The 26710-nt window shown below is 71.5% G+C and carries 21 protein-coding genes; 16 read left to right on the top strand and 5 right to left on the bottom strand.

What is annotated here, in order from left to right:
* Positions 1–432: 432 nt before the first annotated feature.
* Positions 433–1035 (bottom strand): PadR family transcriptional regulator, encoded by a 603-nt coding sequence (locus QT196_RS04075; protein ID WP_290356603.1) that lies wholly within the window; start codon positions 1033–1035, stop codon positions 433–435.
* A 222-nt stretch (positions 1036–1257) separates the two neighbouring features.
* Between QT196_RS04075 and QT196_RS04080 the strand changes: the two genes are divergently transcribed.
* The 3 genes from QT196_RS04080 (at position 1258) to QT196_RS04090 (ending at position 6828) form a co-directional block, all read left to right on the top strand.
* The gene (locus QT196_RS04080) at positions 1258–3492 is read left to right on the top strand and encodes an FUSC family protein (protein WP_290354353.1); all 2235 of its coding nucleotides are present in this window, start codon (positions 1258–1260) and stop codon (positions 3490–3492) included.
* Between the two features lie 283 nt (positions 3493–3775).
* On the top strand, positions 3776–6334 hold the full coding sequence (locus QT196_RS04085) for an ATP-dependent Clp protease ATP-binding subunit (protein WP_168477609.1): 2559 nt from the start codon (positions 3776–3778) through the stop codon (positions 6332–6334).
* A complete protein-coding gene (locus tag QT196_RS04090; protein WP_266734874.1) occupies positions 6331–6828 on the top strand; it encodes a DUF6328 family protein in 498 nt (165 codons plus the stop codon). The genes QT196_RS04085 and QT196_RS04090 overlap by 4 nt, the downstream gene beginning before the upstream one ends.
* 84 nt (positions 6829–6912) lie before the next feature.
* On the opposite strand, the gene QT196_RS04095 is transcribed toward QT196_RS04090, so the two are convergent.
* On the bottom strand, positions 6913–7941 hold the full coding sequence (locus tag QT196_RS04095; protein WP_290354354.1) for a hypothetical protein: 1029 nt from the start codon (positions 7939–7941) through the stop codon (positions 6913–6915).
* A 430-nt stretch (positions 7942–8371) separates the two neighbouring features.
* Here QT196_RS04095 and QT196_RS04100 point away from each other — a divergent pair, with 430 nt between their 5' ends.
* The 7 genes from QT196_RS04100 to QT196_RS04130 all read left to right on the top strand — a co-directional run bounded on the left by QT196_RS04100 (position 8372) and on the right by QT196_RS04130 (position 16961).
* Entirely contained in the window at positions 8372–8563 is a 192-nt protein-coding gene (locus QT196_RS04100; protein ID WP_085923563.1) for a DUF6381 family protein, read from the top strand.
* Between the two features lie 204 nt (positions 8564–8767).
* The gene (locus QT196_RS04105; protein ID WP_168477612.1) at positions 8768–9664 is read left to right on the top strand and encodes a DNA/RNA non-specific endonuclease; all 897 of its coding nucleotides are present in this window, start codon (positions 8768–8770) and stop codon (positions 9662–9664) included.
* Positions 9665–9685: 21 nt separating this feature from the next.
* Positions 9686–10621 (top strand): hypothetical protein, encoded by a 936-nt coding sequence (locus tag QT196_RS04110; protein WP_168477613.1) that lies wholly within the window; start codon positions 9686–9688, stop codon positions 10619–10621.
* A gap of 7 nt (positions 10622–10628) precedes the next feature.
* Positions 10629–11756 carry an ATP-binding protein gene (locus QT196_RS04115; protein WP_248001017.1) on the top strand — a complete coding sequence of 376 codons (1128 nt, stop codon included), beginning with the start codon at positions 10629–10631 and terminating at the stop codon, positions 11754–11756.
* The gene (locus QT196_RS04120) at positions 11737–14748 is read left to right on the top strand and encodes an AAA family ATPase (RefSeq protein ID WP_290354355.1); all 3012 of its coding nucleotides are present in this window, start codon (positions 11737–11739) and stop codon (positions 14746–14748) included. The genes QT196_RS04115 and QT196_RS04120 overlap by 20 nt, the downstream gene beginning before the upstream one ends.
* Positions 14745–15887, top strand: a complete 1143-nt coding sequence (locus tag QT196_RS04125) for a trypsin-like peptidase domain-containing protein (protein WP_290354356.1) — start codon at positions 14745–14747, stop codon at positions 15885–15887. Before QT196_RS04120 ends, QT196_RS04125 begins: the two co-directional genes overlap by 4 nt.
* Before the next feature lie 9 nt (positions 15888–15896).
* Positions 15897–16961 (top strand): serine protease, encoded by a 1065-nt coding sequence (locus tag QT196_RS04130; protein ID WP_290354357.1) that lies wholly within the window; start codon positions 15897–15899, stop codon positions 16959–16961.
* Positions 16962–16995: 34 nt separating this feature from the next.
* Here the strand turns inward: QT196_RS04130 and QT196_RS04135 are convergent, their stop codons facing one another.
* The 3 genes from QT196_RS04135 to QT196_RS04145 form a co-directional block, all read right to left on the bottom strand.
* Positions 16996–18036: an ABC transporter substrate-binding protein gene (locus QT196_RS04135; protein ID WP_290354358.1), complete on the bottom strand. Its 1041-nt coding sequence runs from the start codon at positions 18034–18036 to the stop codon at positions 16996–16998.
* Between the two features lie 67 nt (positions 18037–18103).
* Positions 18104–18976 (bottom strand): ABC transporter permease, encoded by an 873-nt coding sequence (locus tag QT196_RS04140; RefSeq protein ID WP_168477620.1) that lies wholly within the window; start codon positions 18974–18976, stop codon positions 18104–18106.
* Positions 18966–19781, bottom strand: a complete 816-nt coding sequence (locus QT196_RS04145) for an ABC transporter ATP-binding protein (protein WP_168477622.1) — start codon at positions 19779–19781, stop codon at positions 18966–18968. Before QT196_RS04145 ends, QT196_RS04140 begins: the two co-directional genes overlap by 11 nt.
* Before the next feature lie 227 nt (positions 19782–20008).
* On the opposite strand from QT196_RS04145, the gene QT196_RS04150 reads away from it, so the two are divergent.
* The 6 genes from QT196_RS04150 to QT196_RS04175 all read left to right on the top strand — a co-directional run bounded on the left by QT196_RS04150 (position 20009) and on the right by QT196_RS04175 (position 26640).
* Positions 20009–21733 (top strand): sensor histidine kinase, encoded by a 1725-nt coding sequence (locus tag QT196_RS04150; protein ID WP_290354359.1) that lies wholly within the window; start codon positions 20009–20011, stop codon positions 21731–21733.
* Positions 21730–22422, top strand: coding sequence for a response regulator (locus QT196_RS04155; RefSeq protein ID WP_168483547.1), 693 nt, complete (start codon positions 21730–21732; stop codon positions 22420–22422). Before QT196_RS04150 ends, QT196_RS04155 begins: the two co-directional genes overlap by 4 nt.
* A gap of 161 nt (positions 22423–22583) precedes the next feature.
* Positions 22584–23195 (top strand): GNAT family N-acetyltransferase, encoded by a 612-nt coding sequence (locus QT196_RS04160; RefSeq protein ID WP_290354360.1) that lies wholly within the window; start codon positions 22584–22586, stop codon positions 23193–23195.
* 129 nt (positions 23196–23324) lie between these two features.
* Entirely contained in the window at positions 23325–24062 is a 738-nt protein-coding gene (locus tag QT196_RS04165) for a FadR/GntR family transcriptional regulator (RefSeq protein ID WP_168477628.1), read from the top strand.
* Positions 24059–25618 (top strand): amino acid permease, encoded by a 1560-nt coding sequence (locus tag QT196_RS04170; protein ID WP_290354361.1) that lies wholly within the window; start codon positions 24059–24061, stop codon positions 25616–25618. The genes QT196_RS04165 and QT196_RS04170 overlap by 4 nt, the downstream gene beginning before the upstream one ends.
* A 2-nt stretch (positions 25619–25620) precedes the next feature.
* The gene (locus tag QT196_RS04175; protein WP_290354362.1) at positions 25621–26640 is read left to right on the top strand and encodes an asparaginase; all 1020 of its coding nucleotides are present in this window, start codon (positions 25621–25623) and stop codon (positions 26638–26640) included.
* The last annotated feature ends 70 nt before the right edge of the window (positions 26641–26710 follow it).

The following is a 26710-nucleotide window of genomic DNA, read 5'->3' on the forward strand; positions in this document are numbered from 1 at the left end:
ACTTCTCAGCCTCTGCCTTCGTCACGTCTCGCACGTCGATGCGGTCCCCCACTCAACTCCGGCGTTCATCAGCAGGTTGGTCCGGCTGTGGTCGTTAGACGCCCGGCGCGGCCCCTCATGGTGTTGGGACACCCGAGGGCTATGTTGCGATGGGCCGAGGCCGGCACCGCCGACTGGCAAGACGGCTGACTCTTGGGGCCGCTGGGTGAGCTGATCCCCGGCTACCGGTAGCGGCGCGAGGGCACCAGCCACGTCACCGCCATCGCCACCGCCCCCTCGTCGTCTTCATCTCCGGGGTCGTATCTCTTCAGCGACGTTCTCGACCAGGTTGCGCCCGTTCCGGCGGCCTCCGGTGAACTGTGCCCTCGTGCCGATGCGATACCAGAGAATGTCGGGCAACAGGACTTCGCGGGCAGCGCCGCCGGACAGTCCTTAAAAGCGCCGCCGCTCCCGCTCCTCCAGATCGGCCAGCATCGCGTCGGCCAGGTCGCGTTCGGCGGCGTAGTAGCGTTCCGACCACTTCTGGACGAGGGCGGGGTAGGTCCAGGGCTCCTCGTCGCGGGTGTCCTCGGCGTCTACCTCGGCGCGTTGGCGCATGGACTCCGCATACTGGCGGTGTTGGCCCAGTACGTCGCGCATCCGGTCGGTCTCCAGGAGGTGGCCGAGCCACATGCGCAGCATGACGCCGTGTTTGAGGACGGGGGGCTCCACGGGTGCCTCGCGGGCCCAGTGGCGTACTGCGGTCATTCCGGCGTCGGTGATCACGTAGACCCGCTTGTCGCGGTTGCCGGTTTCCTGGGCGACCATCCGTGAGGTGACGTAACCGACCTTCTCCAGGCGCTTCAGCTCGCCGTAGATCTGGCTGAAGGACGGGCTCCAGTAGAAGAGGCGCAGTGACCAGTCGGACCATTTCTTGAGGTCGTATCCGGACAGCTCCTCGCCGAAGGAGAGCAGGCCCAGTACCGCCCAACTGGTCGCCGGCAGCGCCGGTCGCTCGGCATCGCCGGTGTCCGCGGCGTCCGCCCTCTTCTCCATCACGTGCGGCATCCTACGGTCCGCACCCGTCCCGCGCCCGACCGCTCAGCGCCAACTCCCGTTCCGCTTCTTGGCATTCCTGCTAGAGGTATGTCGGTTGGAAATACGGCGGGGAGGTGGGCTCGGTGCGGTACCGGGCGCCGTGGTGCGGGAGGGGCGGGAGTGTGAGGGTGGCGGGCGTCACGCGGTGCGGAGCGGGACGCGCTGGCCAATAGTGGAGAGGTGAGTTCGCAGCAGGAGGATTCTGCGGAGTCCGGGCCGCGGCGTTCGGCCGGTGGGCCCGTCAGGGCCGGGGTGCGCAGGGTGCGCTACCTGCTGGAGCACGGCAGACACGGAGTGCAGGCGCACCACACGGTGGTGGGCAACGCGGTCCGGGTGACGGTCGCCTCCTGTGCGGCGTTCTATGTCTGCCGCTACGGGCTCGGGCTGACCGTGATGTCGGTCTACGCGACCTTCACCGTGGTGTCGCTCGGCGCGCTCGCCCGGATTCCGGGCTCGGGGCGGCAGCGTGCCACGACCGTCCTCACCGCGCTCCCCGCCGGGCTCGTACTGATCACGCTGGGCACCCTGCTCGCCGTCCAGACCTGGGCAGCCGTCGTCGGCATGCTCGTCATCGGCTTCCTGGTGGCGTACGCGGGCACCACCGGCCCGCGGATCGCCGGGGCGGCGCCGGGGATGCAGCTGCTCTACATCCTGCCGTGCTTCCCGCCGTACGCCCCGGAGACCCTGGGGCAGCGGTTGTCCGGCTTCCTGCTGGGAGCGATTCTGCTCGCCCTGGGCGAGCGCTTCGTGATGCCCGACCCGGAGACCTCGTCGTTCCGCCGGCTGCTGGCCGACGCCGCGGACGCCGCCGCGCGCCTGGCGGACCACCACGGCGGGCCCCCTCCCGTACAGGCGCTCGCCGGGGCGCGCACGGCCGGGGAGGCGCTGCGTCCCTCCTGTGTGCCACCCGCCGACCGGCCCGCCTCCCCCAGCGTCGCCCACAAGGCCATGGCGCACGGCGCCGAGGCCGTCCGCACCCTGCTGGCCCGGCTGGACGCCCTGCACACGGGGGCCGGGCCGCAGCGGGAGTACCAGCCGGAGACGGTGGCGCTGCTGGAGGGCATCAGTGTCTCGGCCCGCGAGGCGGCAGGCGCGCTGCGGCAGCGGACGAGGGGGCTGCGGCCCGGCGAGGGACCGTCCGCCACGGCGCTCCAGGAGGAGCTGGCCCCGGTCCGGGCCCACCGGGCCGTGGACACCCTGGAACGGCTCAGCACCGACGACCGGCTGGTCTATCTGCGGCGCAGGTCGCAGGTGGTGCAGGCCGCCGACTGTGCCGTCGTCCTCGTCCTGGCCACCCGGCTGATGCTCGGTGACCGTTCCGTCGAACGGGACCCCGCCGGGCACACCTTCGCGTACGCGCGGGCCGGTGCCCTCGAACTGTGGTGGCAACGGCTGACCATGCACCTCACGCCCCGCTCGGTGATCTTCCAGAACGCCTGCCGGTTCGCGCTCGGGCTGGCCGCGGCGCGGGCCATCGCCGGGCTCCTCGACCTCCAGCACGGCTTCTGGGTCCTGCTCGCCACGCTCACCCTGACCCGTACCACCAGCCTGGAGACCCGGTCCGCGGTCCGGCAGGCGCTGACCGGCACGCTGGTCGGCGCGGTGCTGGCCGGCGGGATGCTGGCGCTGGTGCACGACCGGGACACGGTGTACGCCGTCGTGCTGCCCGTGGTCATGCTGGTGGCGTTCACCGCGGGGCCGTTGCGCGGGCTGGCCTGGGCGCAGGGCGGCTTCACGCTGGTCGTCGCCACGCTGTTCGCGCAGGTCTCCCCCGTCACCTGGCAGCTGGCGCCGGTGCGGCTGGTGGATGTGCTGGTCGGCAGCCTCATCGGGCTGGCCTGCGGGCTGGTGGCCTGGCCACGGGGCGCGAGCGGCGAGGTGCGCCGCAGTATGGCGGCGCTGTGTTCGGCCATCGCCGACACCATCGGGCACACCACCACACGGGTCGTCCAACGCTCCGGCAGTACCGAACTCTTCGCCCTCAACCGGGCTCTCGTCCTCGCGCAGGAGAGCCTGGCCCAGTACCAGTCCGAGCCGCGGCAGGACGCCGTGCAACCGGACTGGCCGGCGCTGCTGGTCGCCGGGAAGGACGCGCGGCGCGGTGAGCGGCTGCTGCCCGGCCGCCCGGGCCGGATCGCCTCACCGGCGGTCGCTGCCTGGCTGCGGCACGCGGCCGACCGGACGGCGGCCGACTACCGGTCCCTCGCCCAACACCTCTGCACGGACGGCAGCACACCCCGGGACGGCCCGCAACCGCTCGATATCCGCGCCCTGTTGGCGGTCGCTCCGGCCATCCCGCACCACGGCCCCGACACGGAGACCCGCGCGGTCTCCGCCGCGCTGCTGCTCGACTCGGTGATCTGGCTCGACGCGCTGACCGCCGGTCTGACCCATCTCCACCAGGAGATGATGTGACGCCGTTGCCGCCGGGCCCGGGGAGCACTGCCGCCGCGGCCGCTCGCCGTGCGGTGGCGTGGTGCGCGCCGGGCCGGACGTCCGACACCGGGCGGGGGCCCGGCTCGCGTCGCCCGGGTGCGGATGGAGTTGCTGGCCCTGATCCTGAAGCAGTGGGGCCGCGTACGACGTGTCGCATCGCGTCTCCCGGGCACCCGGCAGGGCGAGAAACACGCGGCAACAGCACAAGGCACCCGACAAGGCAGCATGTCGCGGTACCGCCGTGACAGCGGAACGGACGCACATGAGCAATGGATTCATGGGTCCGGAGGGTTACGGCCCGGACCCGTTCGGTGACTTCCTCGCGCGCTTCTTCGGTTCCGCGCAGTCCACCGGCGGTGAGCAGGGCAAGGCCATGCCCCGGCAGGCGGACATCGCGCGCATGATGAGCGCCCCCGCCCGGGATCTGGTGACCTCCGCAGCCGCCTACGCCGCCGAGCACGGCAGTCCGGAGCTCGGCACCGAGCACCTGCTGCGCGCCGCCCTGGCGTCCGAACCGACCCGCAGCATGCTCCAGCACGCCGGGGCGGACCCCGACGCGCTGGCGGCCGAGATCGACCGCGCGGCCGGTTCGGGCCCGAAGCAGTCCAGCGTCGCCGTGACGCCCGCGGTCAAGCGGGCCCTGCTGAGCGCGCACGAGCTGGCACGGGACAACGGTGCCTCGTACATCGGCCCGGAGCATGTGCTGGACGCCCTGGCGGCCAATCCGGACTCGGCTGCGGGGCGCATTCTCAACCTCGCTCACTTCGAGCCGCAGGGCACCCCGCAGGGCGCCCACGGGGCCCCGCACCCGGGCGCCGAACACGGCGTCGCACCGAAGCACGACACCCCGACGCTCGACAAATACAGCCGCGATCTGACCGACCTGGCCCGCGCGGGCCGGATCGACCCGGTCATCGGCCGCGGCGAGGAGATCGAGCAGACCATCGAGGTGCTCTCCCGCCGGGGGAAGAACAACCCGGTGCTGGTGGGCGACGCCGGGGTCGGCAAGACGGCGATCGTCGAGGGCCTGGCCCAGCGGCTCGCCGACGGGGACGTCCCCGAGACCCTGGCGGGCCGTCGTGTCGTCGCCCTGGACCTGACGGCGGTGCTCGCCGGGACCCGCTACCGCGGTGACTTCGAGGAGCGGATGAACGGCATCATCGAGGAGGTCCGGGCACACCCCGAATCGCTGATCGTCTTCATCGACGAGCTGCACACGGTCGTCGGGGCCGGCGGCGGCAGCGGGGACGGCGGCTCCCTGGAAGCGAGCAATATGCTCAAGCCCGCCTTGGCGCGCGGGGAGCTGCACGTCATCGGCGCCACCACGCTGGAGGAGTACCGCCGGCACATCGAGAAGGACGCCGCGCTGGCCCGTCGCTTCCAGCCCATCCTCGTGCCCGAGCCCAGCGTCTCCGACACGGTGGAGATCCTGCGCGGCCTTCAGGACCGCTACGAGGCCCACCACCAGGTGCGCTACACGAAGGAGGCGCTGGTGGCGGCGGTCGAGCTCTCGGACCGCTACATCGCCCACCGTTTCCTCCCCGACAAGGCGATCGACCTGATCGACCAGGCCGGCGCCCGGGTCCGGCTCCGTACGGGCGCCAAGGCCACCGATGTGCGCGATCTGGAACGCGAGGTGGAGCAGCTGGTCAGGGACAAGGACCAGGCGGTCGCCGCGGAGCAGTACGAGCGGGCCACCGAGCTGCGGGACCGGATCGCCGACCTCACCGCGCGGATCGAGGCCGGTCAGGCGGAGCCGCCGAGCGACTGCCACATCGTGCAGGTCACCGCGGAGGACATCGCGGAGATCGTGTCACGGCAGACCGGCGTGCCCGTGAGCAGTCTGACCCAGGAGGAGAAGGAGCGGCTGCTCAAGCTGGAGGAACGGCTGCACACCCGGGTGATCGGGCAGGACGACGCGGTCACGGCCGTCTCCGACGCGATCCTGCGCTCGCGGGCCGGACTCGCCGACCCGGACCGTCCGATCGGCAGCTTCCTCTTCCTCGGCCCGACCGGCGTGGGCAAGACCGAACTGGCCCGGGCGCTCGCCGAGGCGCTGTTCGGCAGCGAGGAGCGCATGGTGCGGCTGGACATGAGTGAGTATCAGGAGCGGCACACCGTCAGCCGGCTGGTGGGCGCGCCCCCGGGATACGTCGGCCACGAGGACGCGGGGCAGCTGACCGAAGCGGTGCGCCACCACCCGTATTCGCTGCTGCTGCTCGACGAGGTGGAGAAGGCCCACCCCGATGTCTTCAACATCCTGCTCCAGGTCCTCGACGACGGGCATCTGACCGACTCCCAGGGCCGCACGGTCGACTTCAAGAACACCGTCATCGTGATGACCAGCAACCTCGGCTCCGATGCGCTCAGCGGCGGTCGCGGGGTGCTGGGCTTCGGCCCGGACATCTCGGGGGCGGAGGCCGGTGACGGGGCACGCGAACGGGCGCTGAGTTCTCTGCGCGAGCACTTCCGCCCGGAGTTCCTGAACCGGCTCGACGAGATCATCGTCTTCCGCCGGCTCACCGACGATCAGCTGCGCCAGATCACCGAGCTGCTGCTCGACGGGACCCGCCGCAGGCTGCACTCCCAGGACATCGCCGTGGAGTTCACCCCCGGCGCCGTGGACTGGCTCACGCACCGCGGCCATCAGCCCGAATACGGGGCCCGGCCGCTGCGGCGCACCATCCAGCGCGAGGTCGACAACGTGCTCTCCCGGCTGCTGCTCGACGGCGCCCTGGCGAACGGGGACGAGGTGCGCATCGAGGTGGACGCCAGTGAGCTGGCGTTTCGTACCGGCAAGCGGCAGCAGGAGTCCGGGTGACTCCACTGGGCCCGCGGGAGACGTCCGAGGGACGCCATGAGTCGCCGGAGGAGCGTGCCGACCGGCGGTGGAACGAGCTGCTGCAAGAGGTGCGGGTCCTGCAGACCGGGGTGCAGATCCTCTTCGGGTTTCTGCTCACCGTCGCCTTCACTTCGCGCTTCCCCACCCTCAGCCATACCGACCGGACCATCTACGTGGTGACGGTCCTGCTGGGGGCGTCCACGACCGGCGCGCTGATCGGAACGGTGACCTTCCACCGGCTGGTCACCGGTCACCGGTTGAAGCCGGAGACGGTGGTCTGGGCCGGGCGACTGGCCATGGTCGGGATCGTGCTGCTCCTGGCGACCGTCGCCTCCGCACTGCTGCTGATCCTGCGCATCGCCATGGACGACACCGCCGTCCCCTGGATCGTCACCGGACTCGTCGCCTGGTTCATGCTCTGCTGGTTCGCGCTGCCCGCCTGGGTGCTGCACCGGTACTCGGACCGGGAGTGAGCTGCCGCGACATGGACAAGGGCGCGGGCCGGGACCACGTGAGGGTCCCGGCCCGCGCCCTGAGCGGCGGTGTGCGGTCGGCGGTCACACGCCCGCGGCGGCCGCGCCCATACGGCGCGGGCGGTAGAGCAGTGCCGCACCCGCGAACCCGGCGCTGACGATCGCCAGCCCCACCGCGAGCAGTTCGGGCCACATGCCGGTGTCGCCCAGCCCGCTGCCGAGTGGGGCGAAGACCCCGGCGCGGGACAGGGCGTGCAGGGCGATGATGATCATCGCCGCGGCGGCACTCACCGTCCAGACCAGGGCGGTGTCGTGCATCGCCAGCCAGCCGGCCAGCAGCAGGTAGACGATGGCGATGGCCATCGAGAGCCCCGCGGTCGCCTGGGCGCCCTGGAGATGCGTCGAGTTCACGGGCAGATGGCTCAGCCCGCACAGCGCCAGCGCCAGGGCCGCGGGCCAGCGCAGGACGGACCGCAGCACACCGGGCATCGCATAGCCCGGCTGGCGGGGCGTCTCGTCCGCGGGCGCCCAGCGCGGACCGCCCTGCGGCATGTTGTGCGCGGGCCGCTGGGCCCACGGGGGACGGCTGGGCGGCTGGTTCATCACGGACTCGCTCTGCGCGCCGTAGAGCGGCTGCCCGTCGCGGCCCAGGGGGCGGACGTCGGGGTCGAGGACGTGCATGGACGCGGTGCGCTCCGGTTCGAAGGGGTCGCCGGGGCCGCCGGGACCGCCTGGGCCACCGAAGCCGTCGAAGCCACCGGGGCCGGGCGGGAACTGTTCGACGAGGCCGGGGACATCGGCGCCGCCGTCTCTCGACCGGTCGAACAGCTCGATCAGCTGGGCGACCTCCTCCACGGATCGGTCGACGGCCACCGCGCGCAGGGCCTCATGGCTCGATTCCGCGGTGTGCGGGGTGGCTCGGAGCATGTCGAAGAGCGCGGCGACCTCGCTCACCGGCCGGGAAACGACCGCCATACGCAGGGCTTCGTCGCCGGGGTTGGGGACGTCGCCACTGCGCTTGAGCCGTTCCACAAGGGCGGCGACTTCCTCCAAGGGCCGATGGGTGACTGCCTCCCACAGAAGTGTGCGGGCCGAGTTTTTCTCAGGGGTCATGGGCGGAAAGTGCTCGCCGGGTTCTGTCGAGGACAGTTCGGCGTCGCCCCCACAAAGAGCTGGTTCGGATGACATGGAGGGACTCCACTGAACGAGGGGAGCGTCAAACACCAGAAGCGCTGACACTCGGCGGACTGTGAGCGTGCTGTGCTTCAGCCAACGTCCCTACTGACCGCTCTCGCCATTCAGGAAGGCCATCCGGTGGAGACACGCCGAAATACCCGGGCGCGCCGCGGTTGCCGGTCATGTACCGGCCAGGATCGCTTCCGTTCCGGACACGCCGGAAAAGGGGGATGAGCAGCTCTGGTTCCGCTCCGGGAATTACGCCCGGATACCCGGCCGTACGGAGCGTGACTACCGAGGTGCCAAGGGCCGTCGACCCTGATTAGCTGGTAAATGCAGCTCTCCATACACCGTTCAAGGACAGATCATGAGCGCATCAGGAGAATCACGCGCACGAATTCAGCAGATGCGCGACAAGGCCCAGGAACTCCAGGCGGCCGCGGAGCGGGCCGGCGACCCGGAGGAGCAGAAGCGGCTCCGGGAGAAGGCGCGCAGGCTCAAGTCCCAGAGCGAGCAGGAAAGCGGAATGGCCAGCGGAGACATCTACCCCGCCGACTGAGGCCGCGTGCTCGCCCGAGGGCGTAAGCACACCGAGAGACGGCGGACGGGACGCGCCCCCTGAGCGCGTCCCGTCCGCCGTGTCCCGTCAGCCTCTCCCGTCCACCCGCCGCGGCCGGAGCGGCGCCGGGGTGCGCCCGGCTGTTCGAGTGGCTTCGAGGTGGGCACCGATCGGCGGTCCGCACCACCGGGAAGCGCTAGTTCCATGATCGCATCAGACTCCCCGCCGACCGCCGGCGCGGCGGCCGGGACCGCCTTCCGGCCGCCGCTGGCGGACCGTGCGGGCTATGACGAGCACTTCCTCGGGGTTCCGGTGCCGCTGCCGATGCCCGGCCGCCCCGAGGTGGCGACGGTGGTGCTGCCGTACACCCACTTCACGGTGGTGCTGCGGCCGGACCGGCGGATGGCCGTGGCCACCGCGGTCTGTATCGATGGCCGGCGTCTGCTGGATCATGTGCCACGGGAGAGCAGCTGGCAGTTCGATCCGCGGCTGGACAAGGCCCACCAGGCGGGCCCTGACGTGTACCGCGACAACTCGCTGGACAAGGGCCATCTGGTGCGCCGCCTGGACCCCGTGTGGGGTACGGCCGCGGAGGCGGAACAGGCCAACGAGGACACCTTTCACTACACGAATGCGGCCCCGCAGGCGGATGTCTTCAACCAGGACAAGCAGCTGTGGCAGGACCTGGAGAACCATCTGCTCGACCACGCCGCCGGCCTCGACCGCAAGCTCGCCGTGCTGACCGGGCCGGTCCTCCATGACTCCGACCCGCCGTACCGGGGCGTTCAAGTGCCGCTGCGCTTCTGGAAAGTGGCGGCGTTCCTCCGGGACGGCGCGCTGGCGGCGACGGGGTATGTCCTCGACCAGAGCCCCGATCTGCCCCGGGACGCGGAGCGGGCGCTGGCCGGGGCGCAGGCGGGCGCACCGCCGCCGCTGGGCGCGTTCCGGACGTACCAGGTGCCGGTGAAGGATGTCGCCGAGCTGACCTCGCTGGACCTGGGGCCGCTGTCCGACGCCGATCTGATGCCCGTCACCCGTGCCCCGGCCGAGCGCTGGAAGCGGCTCGCCTCGCACGACGACATCGTGCTGCGGCGCGGCTGAGCCGGGAGGCGGAGCGATGCGATGCGACCCAGGGTCGTCTATGTCCACGGGAACGGGAACAAGGTCCGCGCGGAGTTGCTCAAGTCCCAGTGGGACACGGCGCTGTTCGGCCGGGACATGGCCGAGGCGTCGCGGATGGCGTACTGGGCCCCGGTGCGCTATCCGGAGCCGCTCCCCGACTTGCGGCCGGATCCGCTGGACGGCCGTACGGAGCTGATCGAGGAGTCCGCGGCCGCCGTGGACCGGGCCGCGACGGAGCCGCCGGAGGACTTCGTGGCGCGCACGCTGGGCGAAGCGCGGCTCGACGCCGGGGAGATCGCGCTGGAGGGGCGGGCCGGGGCCGATGAGAGCGCGCTGGTCGACTGGCTGCGGAACATGACGTATCTCGCTGACACGCTGGCACAGGCCGGTGAGCCCGAGGAGCCCGGTGCGGAACTGCCGCTGGAGACGCTGCCGTTGCCCCGGTCCGGCCGTACGGCGGTGTTCCGGCTGCTGGTCAAGCACTCCTTCAAGGACGTGCACGCCTACTTCTTCGGCGGGGCGGGCCCGGCCATGCGGGAAGTGGTCAAGGAGACGCTGGCGGGGGTGGACGGCGGCCCGCTGGTGGTGGTCGGCCACAGCCTGGGCACGATCCTCGCCTACGAGGTGCTGATGGAGCTGGGGCGGGAGGTGGAGCTGCTGGTCACCGTCGGGTCGCCGCTGGCGATCACCGAGGTGCAGGACCATCTGGCGCGGCCGCCGGCGGTCCCGGCCGGGGTCTCGGCCTGGCACAACGCCTCGGACCTGCGGGATCTGGTGGCTCTCGACCACACTTTGCGGCCGGAGTACGCCCCGCAGGAACGGGTCACCGATCTGCTGGTCACGAATGACAGCGGCAATCACCACGGCATCAGCGAATATCTGTCGCAGCCCGAGGTCAGGGCACCGGTTCAGCGGATCTTCGACGGTACCGGGTAGGTGCGGTATGCCGTTGACCGAAACGGAGTGGGACCTGGTCACCACCTGGGCGCGGAACTATCTGCTCGACACCACCGATCCGCATACCCAGCTCGCCCAGTACGGTTTCCCGCCGGAATTCATCGGCGGGCTGCGGCTGACGCAGATCAGCTCGGACAACGCCCGCGCCCTCGTGCACCAGTCCCGCACGGACATCCAGCGGCAGCTGCGGCTCGTCGAGGCCCTCACCGCCATCGACCGGCTGGCCGTGCTTCCGGACATCGTGAAGGCGCAGGAATTCCTGGGCCGGCTGCGGGAGGACTTCCGTGCGCATGCCGCGCGGGACAACTTCCGTACCTGCGTACTGAAGAACGGCGCCGAGGCCTTCATCGACCGCCAGGATCTGCGGGAGACCCTGCGCCGGTTCGTCGCGGACCCGCACAAATTCATTCTGCTGGTCGACGGCGAGCCGGGCAGCGGCAGGTCGTACACCTACAACTTTCTCCGCCATATCGGCCAGCACGCCGGATTCCGTCCGGTGCGGGTCACCCTCTCGCACACCGCCACCGCCGCCAAGGTCGTACGGCGGCTGGCCGATTTCGTCGCCGATCCGCAGGAGGGCGCCGCACCGCTGAATCCCACCGAACTCAACGACCCGCTGCCGTCGGTCGATGAGGCCGCGCACTGGGTGGCCGGCCGGGCCACCGCCGTCGAGGAGCGGCTCTGGCTGGTCCTCGACGAATGCGACAAGCTCGATCCCAGCTCCGATGTGTGGGACTTCATCGGACAGCTCGGCATGGCCATCTACGAACACGCCGCCGTCCGCGGCGACCAGGCACCCCGGCTGGTGCTCCTCGGATACGGGCGCTCGATGCGTCAACTCCCCTACGACCTGCGGGGAAATCTGGCCTGGGACACCGCGCGGATCGCCGAACCCGACGATCTGCGCGGCTTCTTCGACCAGGCCTTCCATGAGTCGCCACCGGAGCTGCTCGGTACGGGGCAGCTCCGGGAGTCCGCCATCGCCACGCTCGTGGACGCGGCCGTGCACGAGGTGCTGCGGGCCACCGGGGCGAACGGGGCGGACCGCGAGAGCTATATGCGCAAGCTCTGCACGGCAGCGGAGGGGGCGATCCGTGTCTACCAGTCCCTCTGACGGTCGCCCGCTGGACCCCGCCGCGGCTCGGGAGTTGTTCGTCGCCCGGTTACGCGCGGAGCTGCACCCGGGCGAGGAGCGGCCCCAGGAGGTCTCCGACGCCCGGCGCGCCTACCGGGAGGCGGTCTGTCTGCTGAGCCGTTTCGATCCCCAGCAGCTGCGGCTGCCCGGCGAGGAGGCCGCCACCGGCGGCGCGGTCCTGGAACTGGTCGACGACTGTACGACCCTGGGGATGCAGGACCAGGCCGGGTGGTCCCTCAAGTCGGATGTCAGGGACCGGACGCTCCGGGGGCTGGCCGGGCCCGCGGCCGCCCGGCACGTCCTGGCGTGCCATCTCGACCAGCTCCCCGGCGAACCCGGTCCGGAACGCTTCGCGCTGGCCTATCTCTCCGGCCACCCGCCGGAGACGGACCGGCTGACCACCGACGAGCTGGCCGACGCCCTCCAGGCGGTGCTGTGGCTCTCCCGGGTCCCGGGCACGACCGGGCTTCCGGATCTCGCGGAGCTCCAGCTGACCCTGGAGCGGGCCAGGCTGCTCGATCCGCTGAAGCGCCTCGTACGGTCGCCGTTCCAGGGGCGGACGCGCGAACTCGCGGAGCTGCGCGACTATGTCGTCCCGCCCGGCGGGACCGCGGCGGCCGCACGGCCGGACGGCACTCCCCAGCACCCGGGCCCGGTCCCTCCGCTGGTCGTGCACGGGCCCGGCGGGATGGGCAAGACCACCCTCCTCGCCAAGTTCGTGCTCGACACCCTCCACGACCCGGCCGGCTGCTTGCCGTTCGCCTATATCGACTTCGAGCGGCCCACCCTCTCCATCCAGGAACCGCTCACGCTGATCGCCGAGGTGGCCCGGCAGCTCGGCATCCAGTTCCCGGCCCACCGCGCCGAGCTGGACGCGCTGGCGCACGAGTGCCAGGAGGCGACCCGCAGCCAGCGGGAGAGGCAGGAGCGGGTGAGCCAGCTACAGGAACTCGCCACTACCCGGGCCGTGCTGGGGCGCCGCTCCTCGCAGCAGTTCCAGTCGCTGGCCGCCGGACGGGAGACCGATCTGATCCGCCGGCTCGCCGAGGTGCTGAAGCGGGCGGTGGCGGAGCGGAAGGACCGGGAGCATCCGGAGGATCCGCCGTTCGCGCTGGTCATCGACTCGTTCGAGGAGGCGCAGTACCGCGGATCGCCGGTGGTGGGCCGGATGGTGGCGATCTATCTCTCGTTCCAGAGCATCTATCCGCGGATGCGGCTCATCGTCTCCGGGCGGGCGCCGGTCGAGCATCCGGCGAAGACCGTGCGATCGCTCGACATCGAACTCGGGGAACTCGATCCGGAGGCGGCCGTCGGCCTGCTGACGTCCTGCGGGGTCAAGGACCCGGAGGTGGCCCGGGCGCTGGCGGACCGGGTCGGCGGCCATCCGCTCAGTCTGAAACTGGCCGCCCGCGCCGCCACCCTCGCGGGCGCCGGGGCCGAGCGGACCTGCGAGCTGATCCGCAGCCTGCCCGAACGCCGCCATCAGGTCTTCCGCCGGGTCGACCAGCTGCTGGTCCAGGGGATTCTCTACGACCGCGTCCTCAGCCACATCAGCGATGAGGGCGTCCGCCGGCTCGCCCACCCCGGGCTGGTGCTCCGGTTCATCACCCCGGAGATCATCAAGGAGGTGCTCGCCGAGCCGTGCGGGCTTCGGGTGGCGACCACGGACGAGGCGCGCGCTCTCTTCGCGGAGCTCAGCCGCCTGGACCTGGTCGAGCCGGCCCGCCCGGACGCCGTGCGCTACCGCAGCGATGTCCGCGCCATCATGCTGCGGCTGCCGGGCGGCGACCGTACCGCCGTGATGCGCGAGGTCGAACGGCGCGCGGTCGGGCACTACGCCGCGCGCGACGGCCTGGAGGCGCGGGCCGAGGAGATCTACCACCGGCTGCGGCTCGACGAGAACCCCCGCTCGGTGGAGGCCCGGTGGCTGCCGGGCGTCGAACGGTTCCTGGTCGGGGCGCAGCAGGACATGACGCCGAGAGCCGCCGGCCTGCTGACCGCCCGGCTGGGCGGCGGCACCCCCGATCAGGTCGCGGCGGGCGCCGACCAGGAGGACTGGGAACGGATCGCGGCCCGCGAGGTGGAGGATCTGCTCGCGCAGGGCTACGCCCAGGCGGCCTTCGACCGGCTCGGCAGACGGCAGCCCTGGACACCGTGCAGCCCCCTGCACGCGCTGCTCGCCGAGGCCCTCAACCGGCTCGGCCGGCAGGACGATGCCCGCCGGGCCACGGCGGACGCCATCGACACGGCGGAGCGCGCGGGCTGCGGGGAACGCCGGCTGGAGCTGCTGCTGCTCTCCGCCCGGCTCTCGGAGGAGGCCGGTGACCTGGCGAGCGCGGGCCGTGCGCTGCGGATCGCGGAGGACGTCGCGGTCGGTCTGGGGCAGGACCTCGAAGCGATGGGTGCGCTGCTGGCCCGCGCCCGGCTGACGGCGGGCGCCGACGGCGCCGACCTGGAGGCGGACCGGGAACTCGCCGTGCGGCTGCGGCAGTTGCCCGATGCCGTGCTCGCCGACCGGCCGGTGCTGGTGCGCGCGGTCGCCTCGCAGATCTACGACCGGGCGCCCGGCGCGCTCGACCATGCGCTGGAGGTGGTGGGGCTGCCGGCCGACGACGAGACGCTGGACGCGCTGGGCGCGGCGATGCGCCGCGCGACCGGCCGGCAACCGGCGCTGCTGGGCCGGGTGATGGGGATTCTCGACGAGGCCGCGGGGCCGTCCCGGCAGCCGTCCGGCGGCGCGCCGACCGGTATCGCCGGGATCCTGCGGCTGGCCCGGGACCGCGGCACCCTCGACACGCTCGCCCGGCGGCTGCTGGCCGTCCCCGATAAGAGCGGGGAGATCGTCGCCGGGGTGGCCGCGGCCATGGGCGTGGGCACCGGTGCCCGTACGGCGGGCCACCCGGCCGGGCCGGAGCACGGGGGCCGTCCCCAGGACGAAGGGAGCGGCCCCGCGGGGCCTGAGGACCGATGACCGCCTATCTCTCGCCCGACGAGATCCGCCGGGTGCTGGACGCCGCGGTGGAGACCGGGCTCGCCGACCCCACCGTCCGGCCGCTGCTGCTCGACGGCATCATGCCCCGCTACCGCAGCACGCTGCCGCTGTACCCGGCGCCCGGACGGCAGGCGCACTCCGACCTGAACGAGATGAACCGGGTGGAGCGGCTGGTGGACGGCTCGGTGCCGCTGGAGATCTGGCTGCGCAACGCCGTCGCCGAGACCACCGAGGCCGCACCGCTCACCGTCTTCCAGAAGGCCCTGGACGATGTGGCGCGGCAGGCGGGCGGTGAGCCGGATGTGCTGGCCGGACTGCCCTCCCCCACTGCGGAGATCAAGGAACAGATCGTGCACCGGGACGACACGGTGCCGATCGGCTTCCTCCGCAGGGGTGAACGGGCGGGCGGCGCGGTGGCCCGTCTCAAGGTGCCGCCGTACCAAGGGGGCGCTCCGCTCCAGCCGAACGGGTTCCCGCACTCCGGTACGGGGTGGCTGATCGCGCCGGATCTGCTGGTCACCAACCACCATGTGGTCAACGCCAGGGCCGGGACCGGGGCGGGACGGCCGCTGGCCGACCCCGAGGATCTGGGCCTCCAGGCTCAGCACACCCTGGCCCGGTTCGACTTCGACACCGAGGACGTGGAGACGGCGGAGGCCACCGTAAGCGCACTGGTCGCCGCGGACGCGGAGCTGGACTACGCGGTGCTGCGGCTGGCCGCCGAGCCCGCGCGGCCGGTGTTGAGGCTGGCGGCGGAACCGCTGCGGGTCACCGGCGGCGACTATGTGGCCGTCAACATCATCCAGCACCCGGGTGGCCAGCCGAAGCGGGTCGCGCTGCGCAACAACCTCGTCTACGAGGCGGACGAGACCGATGTCCGCTACTTCACCGACACCCGCGGCGGATCCTCGGGGTCGCCGGTCTTCACGGACGACTGGCAGGTGGTGGCGCTCCACCGGGGGACGCGGCGGGTGGAGAACGTGCAGTTCCAGGGCCGGACGACGGCCTTCGTCAATGTCGGCACCCAGATGCGCAGCATCATGCGCCATCTGCAGACCAGCAGCCCCGGTGTCCATGCCGAGATCGAGACGGCACAACAGGCCGCCCCGCGCGGCTGAGGAGGCGAGATGCACAGTCGGCGCAGATCACCGGTGGCGGCCGGTCCGGAGCAGGTCTTCTCGGATCTGCGGGAGGTCGCGGCGCGAGTGAAGGAGGGGCTGACCTGGGAGATCCCGGAATCCCTGGAGGAGTTGCCCGCCGATGAGCTGCCCGCCGGGCAGATCGCGCAGTTCGCCCAGCAGGAGCGGGCCCGGGTGCTGTCGGCGGGCGTCAGCGGTCTGGAGAAGCTCGCCGAGGGGCGGGCGGACGAGATCGACGACGACGAGTCCTTCGGTATGGAAGCCATCGTGCTGCTCGAAGGCCGCCCCGCCATCCTCGTCCAGAACCATGACTTCGCACCGCAGCAGGGTGACTGGGCGGTGCTGGACGGCCATCGTGCGGCGATCCGGGAGTCGCTGGCGCGGGTGGGCCGGGTGGAGCTGTCCGGGCATCTGAGCCTGGACTGGCTGGGTACGGCGTTCCTGGTCGGCCCGGACGTGGTACTGACGAACCGTCATGTGGCGGCGGAGTTCGCCCGTGGCGACGGCACCGGCTGGACCTTTCAGCAGGGCATCAGCGCCCGGCTCGACATGGGCGAGGAGTACGGCGGGGACGCGGCGGGCGGCGGCCCCGCCTTTGACGTCGTCGAGGTGCTGGGCATCCATGAGGACGTGGACCTGGCCCTGTTGCGGGTCGCGCCTGCGGCCGGTGGCGGGGCGCTGCCCGCGCCGCTGGCCGTGGCCGCGGACGCGCCCGCCGATCTGCCCGGTCGTCCGGTGTACTGCGTCGGCTATCCGGCGTACGACGGCCGGCGCAACGAACCGGAGTCGATGCGCCGGATCTTCATGGACATCTACAACGTCAAGCGGCTTCAGCCCGGCACCGCGACGGAGCTGGTGCCGGGCCAGAACGTCATCAAGCACGACTGTTCCACGCTCGGCGGCAACAGCGGCTCCCCCGTCATCGACCTCACCGACCACCGGGTCCTGGGCCTGCACTTCGGCGGCCGCTACGGCTTCGGCAACTTCGCCGTACCGCTGTGGCAGCTGGTGGAGGATCCGCTGCTGGGCCGGGCGGACATCAACTTCGTCTGAGCCGCCGCGCGTCCGCCCGGCCCGTCCGGCCCGGTCAGCCCGACTTCTTGACGAACTCGGTGGTGTAGGTCTTCTTCAGATCCACCGTGGCGTTCTTGAGGTTGGGGTTGAAGGCCTTCAGCACCCGCTCGACGGTCGCGGGCCCCTCGGCCGGCATCACCCCGTCCTCGGTGAACATCGGCAGGGTGTCCTTGATGGCCTGGGCGTACAGCTTCTTGCCGCCCTGGGCGTAGTCGGCGGGCATCTTCGCGGCGATCTGCTCGGGGGTGTGCGTGGACATCCACTTGAGGGTCTTCACAAAGGCGTTGGCCAGCTTGTGCACGGCCTCCTTGTTGCTGTTCACCCAGTCGGTGTTCATGTAGAGGCTGGACGACGGGTACGGGCCGCCGAGCGCCTTCTGCGAGCCCTCGGGGGTGCGCATGTCGAGCAGGACCTTGCCGAGGTTCTTGTCCAGGATCTGCGCGACCGTCGGATCCGTCGTCATCCCGCCCTGGATCGAGCCCTGTTGGAGGGCGGACAGGAAGGTCTGGCCGGCGCCGACCGCGACCGGAGTGAACTCGTGCGTCTGCACACCGTTCTTCACCGCGAGGTATTTGGTCAGGAAGTCGGTGGACGAGCCGAGGCCGGTGACGCCCAGCTTCTTGCCCTTGAAGTCCTTGGGCGAGGTGAGTTCGCCCGCCGCCTTGTTCGAGACGACCTCGACCTCCCCGGGGGCGTGCGCGAGCTGCACCACCGATTCGACCTGCTTGCCTTTGACCTGAAGATCGAGGGTGTGGTCGTAGAAGCCGACGACGCCCTGGACGTCACCGGAGACCAGCGAGGTGGTGGCCTGCACCCCGGCCGGTTCGGTGAGCAGGGTGACGTGGATGCCTTCGTCCTCGAAATAGCCGAGTTGCTGGGTGAGTCTCGCGGGCAGATAGATGACCTTGTCGAGGCCACCCACCATGATCTTGATCTTGCCGTTCGCGTCGTCCGAGGCACCGGCCCCGGACGCGCCGCCACCGCAGGCGGTGAGGGTGGTCAGGGCGAGGCCGGCGGCGGCCAGAGCGGCGGGGAACTTCCGTACGGTGCGCATGTGTCACGTCCTTGTGAGGTGGGAACGGGTCGGCGGGGCAGGCTCAGCGGCCGCCCACGGGCTCGGCTCAGCGGCCGCCCGCGCTATCGGCGGGCTTCCAGCGGAAGAGCCGCCGTTCGAGGAAGGCCAGCAGCCCTTCGGCGAGCAGCGCGACCACCGCGAGGATCACCATGGCGGCGTACACCCCGGCCGCGTTGAAGGTGCCCTGGGACGCCGCGACCAGCAGGCCGAGGCCCTTGGTCGCGCCGATGTACTCGCCGACGATCGCGCCGATCAGCGCGAAGCCGAAGCTGACATGCAGGCTGGTGAAGATCCACGAGGTGGCGGAGGGGATCACCACTTGCAGGGTGACCTGGCGGTTGCTCGCGCCGAGGATCCGGGAGTTGGCGACCAGATTGCGGTCGACCTCCCGTGCGCCCTGGAAGGCGTTGAAGAAGACCGGGAAGAAGACGAGGACGACGGCGGAGGCGACCTTGGAGGCCGGTCCGAGGCCGAACCAGATGAGGAAGATGGGAGCGAGGACGATCCGCGGGAGGGCGTTGAGCACCTTGATGTACGGGCCGAGCACATCGGCGAGGAAGCGGATCCGGCCGAGCGCGATCCCCAGCACCACACCGCCGATGACACCGATCACCCAGCCGAGCAGCGCCTCGTAGAGCGTGTACCAGATCTGCTCCCACAGCGAGCCCTGCGGGGTGCCGTGCAGCGCCCACTGGCTCATCTGGTCCCAGATCTTCGAGGGCATCGAGAAGTTGAACGCATCGATCACTGCGGCCCGGGCCAGCCACTCCCACAGCCCGAGCAGTCCGACGAGCAGCAGCACCCGGGTGCCGTGGACCAGGAACCGGTGCCGGCGTGCGGCCCGTTCCCTGGTCCGGGAACGGTCCGAACGGCGCGCACCGCCGGGGGACTTGACGATGGCGGTGGTCTCAGGCGACATCTGCGGCACCCCTCTCGCGGGTGATCCGGACCTCTTCGCCGAGCGAGGACCAGATCTCCCGGTAGATCTCCAGGAACCGCGGCTCCAGCCGGATCGACTCGACCTTCCGGGGGCGCGGCAGACCGATCTCGAAGACCTCCTTCACGGTCGCCGGACCGGCGGTCATCACCACGACCTTGTCGGCGAGGGCGATGGACTCCTCCAGGTCGTGGGTGACGAAGACGACGGAGGCGCCGGTCCCCGACCACAGCTCCAGGAGTTCGTCCGACATGAGCGCCCGGGTCTGGACGTCGAGCGCGGAGAACGGCTCGTCCATGAGCAGGAGTTCGGGGTCGTTGACGAAGGTCGCGGCGAGGGCGACCCGTTTGCGCTGGCCGCCGGAGAGCTGGTGCGGATAGCGGTCCTCGAAGGCGGCCAGCCCGACCCGGGCCAGCCAGTCCCGCGCCCGCTGCCGGGCCTCGGCCTTGGGAACGCCGCGGAAGCGGGGACCGGCCATCACGTTCGACAGCACGGTGCGCCAGGGGAAGACGGCGTCCTGCTGGAAGACGAACCCGATCTTGTCCCCGATGCCGCGGACCGGCTCACCGCCGACCAGCACCTCGCCTTCCGTGGGCTCCTCCAGGCCGCTGACCAGCGTCAGCGTGGTGGACTTACCGCACCCGGTGGGCCCGACGACCGCGACGAACTCACCGCGCTCGACGACCAGATCCAGATCCCGGACGGCGGTGTGCAGCGCCCCCGAAGGTGTCCGGAATGCCTTGCTCGTACCCCGCAGTTCGATCGCGGGGCTCGTGTGGCTGCTCATGGCCCGCGAGGCTAGGAGCGATAGGGGCCGCAGCGGCAGCCTTGTGGGCGCAAGCCGCCTTTCTGCGCGCAAACCCTGTTGTGCTCATTTTGCTCACGCTAGAACCACTAAGGGACTACCAGGGGGTACACAGGTGCTCACGCACGGCTTACGGTGCCGGCACCCCACAAGAAACAGGAAGATTCGGTTCCGCAACGGTGCGGAGGGCCGGAGACAAGGGAGAGCCCATGCGGATCCGCTGGCCCCGACGGGTCTTTGCGCAGGTACTGACCGCGCAAGTGGCCCTGACCACCGGGGTCATGGTGCTCGCCACCAGTCTCTTCCTCGCCCCGCTCGGCGCCGAACTGGACGACCAGGCGATGCGCCGGGCGCTGTCCATCGCCCAGACCACCGCCGCCGACCCGAGCCTCGCCCGGGAGCTGGTCGCCACCACGCCGGACGCTCACGGCCCGGTGCAGGCCGACGCGGAGCGGATCCGTACCGCGACCGGCGCGCTGTACATCGTGGTGATGGACACCCGCGGAGTGCGCTGGTCACACACCCACCCCGCGGAGATCGGCCGGCATGTCTCCACCGACCCGAGCCGGACCCTCGCCGGACGGCAGGTGCGGCAGATCGACACCGGCACGCTGGGGCGTTCGGCCCGCGCCAAGGTGCCGCTGCGCGACGGCCGCGGCCGGATCATCGGCGCGGTATCGGTCGGGATCGCCTACGACAGCGTCCAGGAGCGGCTGCTCGGCACCATCCCCGGGCTGCTGCGGTACGCGGGCGCCGCGCTGGCCGTCGGGGTGCTGGCCGCGATCGTGCTCTCCCGCCGGCTGCGCCGCCGTACGCACGGGGTGGCGTTCGCCGATATCTCCGCACTGCTCGCCGAGCGGGAGGCGATGCTGCACGGCATCCGTGAGGGCGTGGTCGCCGTCGACCGGCGCGGCCGGATCCGGCTGGTCAACGACGAGGCCGGACGGCTGCTGGGGCTGGACGCCCGGGCCGCCGGGCGGGCGCTGGAGGAGGTGCTGCCGCCGGGCCGGACGACGGAGGTGCTGGCCGGGCGGGTGGCCGGCCCGGATCTGCTGGCCGTCAGCGGCGGCCGGGTGCTGGTCGCCAACCGTATGCCGACCCAGGACGGCGGGGCGGTGGTGACACTGCGGGACCGTACCGAGCTGGAGTTGCTGGGCCGCGAACTGGACAGCACCCAGGGCCTGTTGGACGCCCTGCGGGCCCAGGATCACGAGCACGCCAATCAGTTGCACACCGTGCGCGGGCTGCTGGAGCTCGGCCGGTACGAGAAGGCGGTGGAGTTCGTCACCGAAGTGGCCAGTACGCAGCGGGCGTCCGCGGAACAGATCGCGGAGCGGGTGGCCGATCCGCTGCTGTCCGCGCTGCTCGTCGGGAAGACGGCGATCGCGGCCGAACGCGGGGTGTCCCTGCGGGTGTCACCGTCGACGCTGCTGCCCGACACGGTGGTCGACCCGCGTGACCTGGTAACGGTGCTGGGGAATCTCCTCGACAACGCGCTGGACGCCGCCGCGGAGCGCCGCTGCGCCGAGCCGTTCGTCGAGGTGGAGCTGCGGGCCGAGCGCAGCACCGCCGTACTGCGGGTCTCGGACACCGGGCCGGGGGTGCCGCCGGAGCTACGGGAGCGGATCTTCGCCGAGGGCTGGTCCACCAAGGCCGCGCGGTCCGTCGCCGGGGAGGGCACGCCCGCGGGCCCGGTGGCCTTCCACCGGGGCCGGGGCATCGGCCTGGCGCTGGTGCGCCGGCTCGCCGAACGCTATGGCGGGATGGCCCGGGTGACCGCCCGCGCGGGCGGCGGCGCGGTCTTCACCGTCGTCCTGCCCGAGGCCCTCGCCCCGGAGGACGCCTCGGCGCGGGGCGCGCCCCGGGGTCCGGAGCGCCCGGAACGCATGGAGTCATGGAAGCGAAGACCCTTGGGGAGCGGAACCGCACGATGATCGATGTCCTGGTCGTGGACGATGACTTCCACGTCGCCGAGATCAATGCCGCGTATGTGTCCCAGGTGTCCGGCTTCCGGGTCACCGGCCGCGCGCACACCGCCGCCCAGGCGCTGGCCACGCTGGAGCGCACCCATGTCGATCTGGTGCTGCTCGATCACTATCTGCCCGACGAGACGGGCCTGAGCCTGGTCCGGCGGCTGCGGCAGCGCGGCCACCGCATCGACGTGATCATGGTGACGGCGGCCCGGGACGTCGGTACGGTCCAGGACGCGATGCGCTCCGGGGCGCTGCAGTATCTCGTCAAGCCGTTCGGCTTCTCCGGTCTGCGCACCAAGCTCGACGGCTATGCGGCGCTCCGCCGGACCGTCGCGGGGATCGGCGGCCGTGGCGAGGCGGGCCAGGAACAGGTGGACCGGATCTTCGGCGCCTTCCGGACCACCGACGCCCCGCACACCGAGCTGCCCAAGGGCCACTCGGCCGCGACCGTCGACCTGATCCGCCGGATCCTGGGCGCGTCCGGCGACCCGCTGTCCGCCCACGAGGTCGCCGAACGCGCCGGCGTCAGCCGCTCCACGGCCCAGCGCTATCTGAAGCACCTCGAACGCAGCGGCCACATCATCCTCACCCTGAAATACGGCGACACCGGACGCCCCGAACACCGCTACCGCTGGGCCGGCACCCACTGACCGCCCGGGCCCGGCGCGCGCTGTCCCGCCATCGCCGCACAGCCGGTGCTCGCGCGGCCCGGCCGACTCCCCCGGCCTTCCATACCCCTTGACCGCAGCCGGAGTTGCTCCCTCCGCCGCTCCATGGCAGCGGGCGCCGGCCGCCCCCTAGGCTGCCGATCATGAATCCCACGACAACCAACGGAACGGACCCCGAGTCCCAGCCCGAGATCCTGGACGGCCTCCAGCTGGCCGCCGACGCGGACCGGGCGACGGACTTCCCCGAGGCGGCCCACCGGATCCTGGCGGATCTGGTCAGCGGCGGCGCCCCGCTCGGCTGGGTCGACCCGCCCGGACGGGGCGAGGTGGCGGAGCTGGTCGACCGTGTCGTACGTGCCGCCCACACCGGCGACGGGGCACTGCGGGCGGCGTACGCGGGCCCGCGGCTGGTCGGGCTGGGGTACTGGCTGCGCTATGCCCGTCCGACCAATCGGCAGCATGCGGATCTGGAGAAGATCGCGGTGGCCTCCGAGGCCCATGGCCAGGGCCTGGGCCGGTCGCTGACCAGCGCCTTGGTCGAGGATGCGCGGGGTGCGGGCATCGAGGTCCTCACCCTGGACGCGCGGGCCGACAACACCAGGGCACTGACCCTCTACCGGTCGCTCGGCTTCCGTGAATACGGCCGGCTGCCCGACTTCGTGGCGATGGGCGGACGCCGCTACGACAAGGTCTTCTACATGCTGGACTTCCGCGGCGACGGACGGCACGACGAGGAAGGGCCGCACCCGCAGTAGCGGAGGCGGCACGCAGCGGAACGAAAACCCGAGGGAGGGGCGCGGTATTCCCCGGTCCGGGCCCGGATCCGGGGATGATCTGCGTCGCACCCCTTGACAGCTCCCCCGACTGGAATCAACGATTCCGGGGTGAACCTGTCAGACAGCCAGACAGCTGGCGAGATGCCCCGTCGGATCAGCGCGATGGAAGCGGTCCTGAACTATCTGCGCAATGCCATCGAGCGGGGCGAGTACGCGGTCGGGGACAAGCTCCCCTCCGAGGCGGAGCTCTGCCGGCGGCTGGAAGTGAGCAGACCCGTGCTCCGGGAGGCCCTGCGGGCGCTCCAGACCATGGGGCTGACGGTCTCCCGCACCGGCAAGGGCACCTTCGTCATCTCCGACGGCGCCGTGGCGGACCCGACCTTCGGCGACTACGCGGCGAGCGACCTGCTGGAGGTCCGCCGCCATGTGGAGATCCCGGTGGCCGGTTACGCGGCGGTGCGCCACACGACGGAGGATCTCGATCAGCTGAACCACCTGCTGGAGCGGATGGAGCAGGAGACCGACACCACCGCGTGGGTGGCGATGGACAGCCTCTTCCATCTCGCCATCGCCCAGGCGGCCGGCAATCCGGTCTTCCGCCGGGTCATCGAGGAGATCCGCGATGCGCTGGCCCGCCAGTCGGCCTTCCTCAATGAGCTCGGCGGCCGGCGCGAGCAGTCGAACCGGGAACACCGCGCGATCGTCGAGGCACTCGTCGACCGCTCCGAACACGACGCGGTGGAAGCCATGGCGCACCACCTCGCCCGCGTCGAGACGACGCTGACCACCATCGTGCGGTCGCAACACCGCACGGACCCCTCCACGGAAGACGAGGATCACGCGTGAGCGAGCAATCCCTCCGGCAGGCGGAACGGCAGCAACAACAGGGAACCCAGCAGCAGGGCGGGCATGTGGACGCCGGTGACGCCGGCTACCAGAAGTCCCTGACCTCCCGGCACATCAACATGATCGCGATCGGCGGGGCCATCGGCACCGGGCTCTTCCTCGGCGCGGGCGGCCGGCTCGCCAGTGCCGGGCCGTCGCTGGCCGTGGCGTACGCGCTCTGCGGTCTGTTCGCCTTCCTCGTGGTGCGGGCGCTGGGCGAGCTGGTGCTGCACCGGCCGTCCTCGGGTGCGTTCGTGTCCTACGCCCGGGAGTTCCTCGGCGAGAAGGGCGCGTTCGTCGCGGGCTGGATGTACTTCCTGAACTGGGCGACCACCGGAATCGCCGACATCACGGCGGTGGCGACGTACACGCACTACTGGGGCATGTTCTCCGAGGTACCGCAGTGGGTGATCGCGCTGATCGCGCTCGCGGTCGTGCTGACCGTGAATCTGATCTCCGTGAAGATCTTCGGTGAGCTGGAGTTCTGGTTCGCGATCGTCAAGGTCGGTGCGCTGGTCGTCTTCATGCTGATCGGCATCTTCCTGCTCGTCACCCAGCACCCGGTCGCCGGCCACTCCCCCGGCCCGTCGCTGGTCACCGACCACGGCGGCATCTTCCCGACCGGGACCCTGGCGATGCTGCTGGTCATCCAGGGTGTGGTGTTCGCCTATGCGTCGGTCGAGCTGGTCGGTGTCACGGCGGGCGAGACCGCGGAGCCGGCGAAGGTCATGCCGAAGGCGATCAACTCCATCATGTGGCGGGTGGCCGTCTTCTACGTCGGCTCGGTGGTCCTGCTGGCGATGCTGCTGCCCTGGAGCGCGTACTCGGCCGGGGAGAGCCCCTTCGTCACCGTGCTGTCCAAGATCGGGATACCGGCCGCGGGCGGCGTGATGAACCTCGTCGTGCTGACCGCCGCGATGTCCAGCCTCAACTCCGGCCTCTACTCCACCGGGCGCATTCTGCGCTCGATGGCGATGTCCGGCTCCGCACCGCGGTTCACCGGCGTGATGAGCCGCAGCCAGGTCCCGTACGGCGGCATTCTGCTCACCTCGGGCGTCTGTGTGCTGGGCGTGGGCCTCAACTACGTCGTGCCGAGCGAGGCGTTCGAGATCGTGCTGAACTTCGCGGCGATCGGCATCCTCAGCACCTGGGCGATGATCATGCTCTGTCATCTGCTCTTCTGGCGGAAGACCCGGGCCGGGCTGCTCGTCCGCCCCGATTACCGGCTCCCCGGCTCGCCGTGGACCGAGTGCGTGACGCTGGCCTTCCTGGCCCTGGTCCTGGTGCTGATGTGGGCCGACGGCGGAGCCGGCCGCACCACCGTGCTGTCGCTGCCGCTGATCGTGGCCGCGCTGGTCGGCGGCTGGTTCCTGGTACGGGGCCGGGTCGGCACCCTCCAGGACGCCGCGGCGGCACAGGCGAGCGGCGAGCACCCGGACACCGCACTCCCCACTCAGCGCACCGGCGACACCCCCGGCACAGACAACCCCCACGGCACCGAAAGCACCGAGAACTGATCATGAGTCAGCGCACCACCCTGCCGCCGCACCGCACCGCGGGCGCCCCGCCCGCAGTCCGCGAACCGGCCCATGTCCCCGTCGCCGATGTGATGCGCGCAGGCATCGTCGAGGGCGTCCACCACGGCTCCGTCGTGGTGCTGGCGGCCGACGGGAGCGTGGCATTCCAGGCGGGCGACATCGAGGCGGCGTTCTACCCGCGCTCGGCACTCAAGCCCGTCCAGGCGGTCGGCCTGCTGCGCGCGGGCCTGCCGCCGCTGGACGATCCGTCGCTGGCCCTGGTCGCGGCCAGCCACTCCGGCGAGGAGCAGCATCTGGCCACGGCCCGGGGCATCCTGGCCGCCGGCGACCTGACCGAGGACGAGCTGCGCAACGTCCCCGATCTGCCGTACGACCCCGCCGTACGGGACGAGTGGATCCGGCGCGGTCTGGGGCCCACCCGGCTCGCGCAGAACTGCTCGGGCAAGCACGCCGCGATGCTGCTGACCTGCCGCACCCGGGGCTGGGATCTGGACGGCTACCTCGATCCCGGCCACCCGTTGCAGCGGGAACTCGCCGCGGCGGTCGAAGACCTCACCGGCCAGGGCATCGCCCGGGTCACGGTCGACGGCTGCGGCGCCCCGCTGTTCTCCGTCTCCCTCCACGGGCTGACCCGGGCCGCCGCCCGGCTGGCGACCGCCGCCCCCGGCACCGGGGAGGGCCGGGTCGCGCACGCCATGCGCACGCACCCGGAGATGGTGTCCGGCAGCCGGCGGGACGTCGCCCGGCTGGTGCGGGCGGTGCCCGGTCTGCTCGCCAAGGACGGCTTCGAGGGCGTGCAGATCGCGGCCCTGCCGGACGGCCGGGCGGTCGGTGTGAAGATCGCCGACGGCGGTGACCGCGCCCGGATGCCGGTGACGGCGGCGGCCCTGGCGCGCTGCGGCGTCGACCCCGACGCCCTGGCCCCGTTCGCCACCACACCCGTCATCGGGGGCGGCACCCCCGTCGGATCCTTGCGGGCAACGAAAGCCCTTGCCCCGTAAGCCATTTGACGCCCCATCACCTCCCTGCCAGGCACACCCGCCCGGACTCCTCCCCCTCCGCTCCACCTCA

The sequence above is a fragment of the Streptomyces sp. P9-2B-2 genome (genome assembly GCF_030406865.1).
GTDB classification, from domain to species: domain Bacteria; phylum Actinomycetota; class Actinomycetes; order Streptomycetales; family Streptomycetaceae; genus Streptomyces; species Streptomyces platensis.

Excerpts from the sequence above, each read along its gene's own strand:
- QT196_RS04075 (WP_290356603.1), bottom strand. The coding sequence starts at position 1,035 with ATGGAGAAGAGGGCGGACGCCGCGGACACCGGCGATGCCGAGCGACCG.
- QT196_RS04085 (WP_168477609.1), top strand. The coding sequence starts at position 3,776 with ATGAGCAATGGATTCATGGGTCCGGAGGGTTACGGCCCGGACCCGTTC.
- QT196_RS04095 (WP_290354354.1), bottom strand. The coding sequence starts at position 7,941 with ATGACCCCTGAGAAAAACTCGGCCCGCACACTTCTGTGGGAGGCAGTC.
- QT196_RS04100 (WP_085923563.1), top strand. The coding sequence starts at position 8,372 with ATGAGCGCATCAGGAGAATCACGCGCACGAATTCAGCAGATGCGCGAC.
- QT196_RS04105 (WP_168477612.1), top strand. The coding sequence starts at position 8,768 with ATGATCGCATCAGACTCCCCGCCGACCGCCGGCGCGGCGGCCGGGACC.
- QT196_RS04110 (WP_168477613.1), top strand. The coding sequence starts at position 9,686 with ATGCGACCCAGGGTCGTCTATGTCCACGGGAACGGGAACAAGGTCCGC.
- QT196_RS04115 (WP_248001017.1), top strand. The coding sequence starts at position 10,629 with ATGCCGTTGACCGAAACGGAGTGGGACCTGGTCACCACCTGGGCGCGG.
- QT196_RS04125 (WP_290354356.1), top strand. The coding sequence starts at position 14,745 with ATGACCGCCTATCTCTCGCCCGACGAGATCCGCCGGGTGCTGGACGCC.
- QT196_RS04130 (WP_290354357.1), top strand. The coding sequence starts at position 15,897 with ATGCACAGTCGGCGCAGATCACCGGTGGCGGCCGGTCCGGAGCAGGTC.
- QT196_RS04135 (WP_290354358.1), bottom strand. The coding sequence starts at position 18,036 with ATGCGCACCGTACGGAAGTTCCCCGCCGCTCTGGCCGCCGCCGGCCTC.
- QT196_RS04140 (WP_168477620.1), bottom strand. The coding sequence starts at position 18,976 with ATGTCGCCTGAGACCACCGCCATCGTCAAGTCCCCCGGCGGTGCGCGC.
- QT196_RS04145 (WP_168477622.1), bottom strand. The coding sequence starts at position 19,781 with ATGAGCAGCCACACGAGCCCCGCGATCGAACTGCGGGGTACGAGCAAG.
- QT196_RS04150 (WP_290354359.1), top strand. The coding sequence starts at position 20,009 with ATGCGGATCCGCTGGCCCCGACGGGTCTTTGCGCAGGTACTGACCGCG.
- QT196_RS04155 (WP_168483547.1), top strand. The coding sequence starts at position 21,730 with ATGATCGATGTCCTGGTCGTGGACGATGACTTCCACGTCGCCGAGATC.
- QT196_RS04160 (WP_290354360.1), top strand. The coding sequence starts at position 22,584 with ATGAATCCCACGACAACCAACGGAACGGACCCCGAGTCCCAGCCCGAG.
- QT196_RS04175 (WP_290354362.1), top strand. The coding sequence starts at position 25,621 with ATGAGTCAGCGCACCACCCTGCCGCCGCACCGCACCGCGGGCGCCCCG.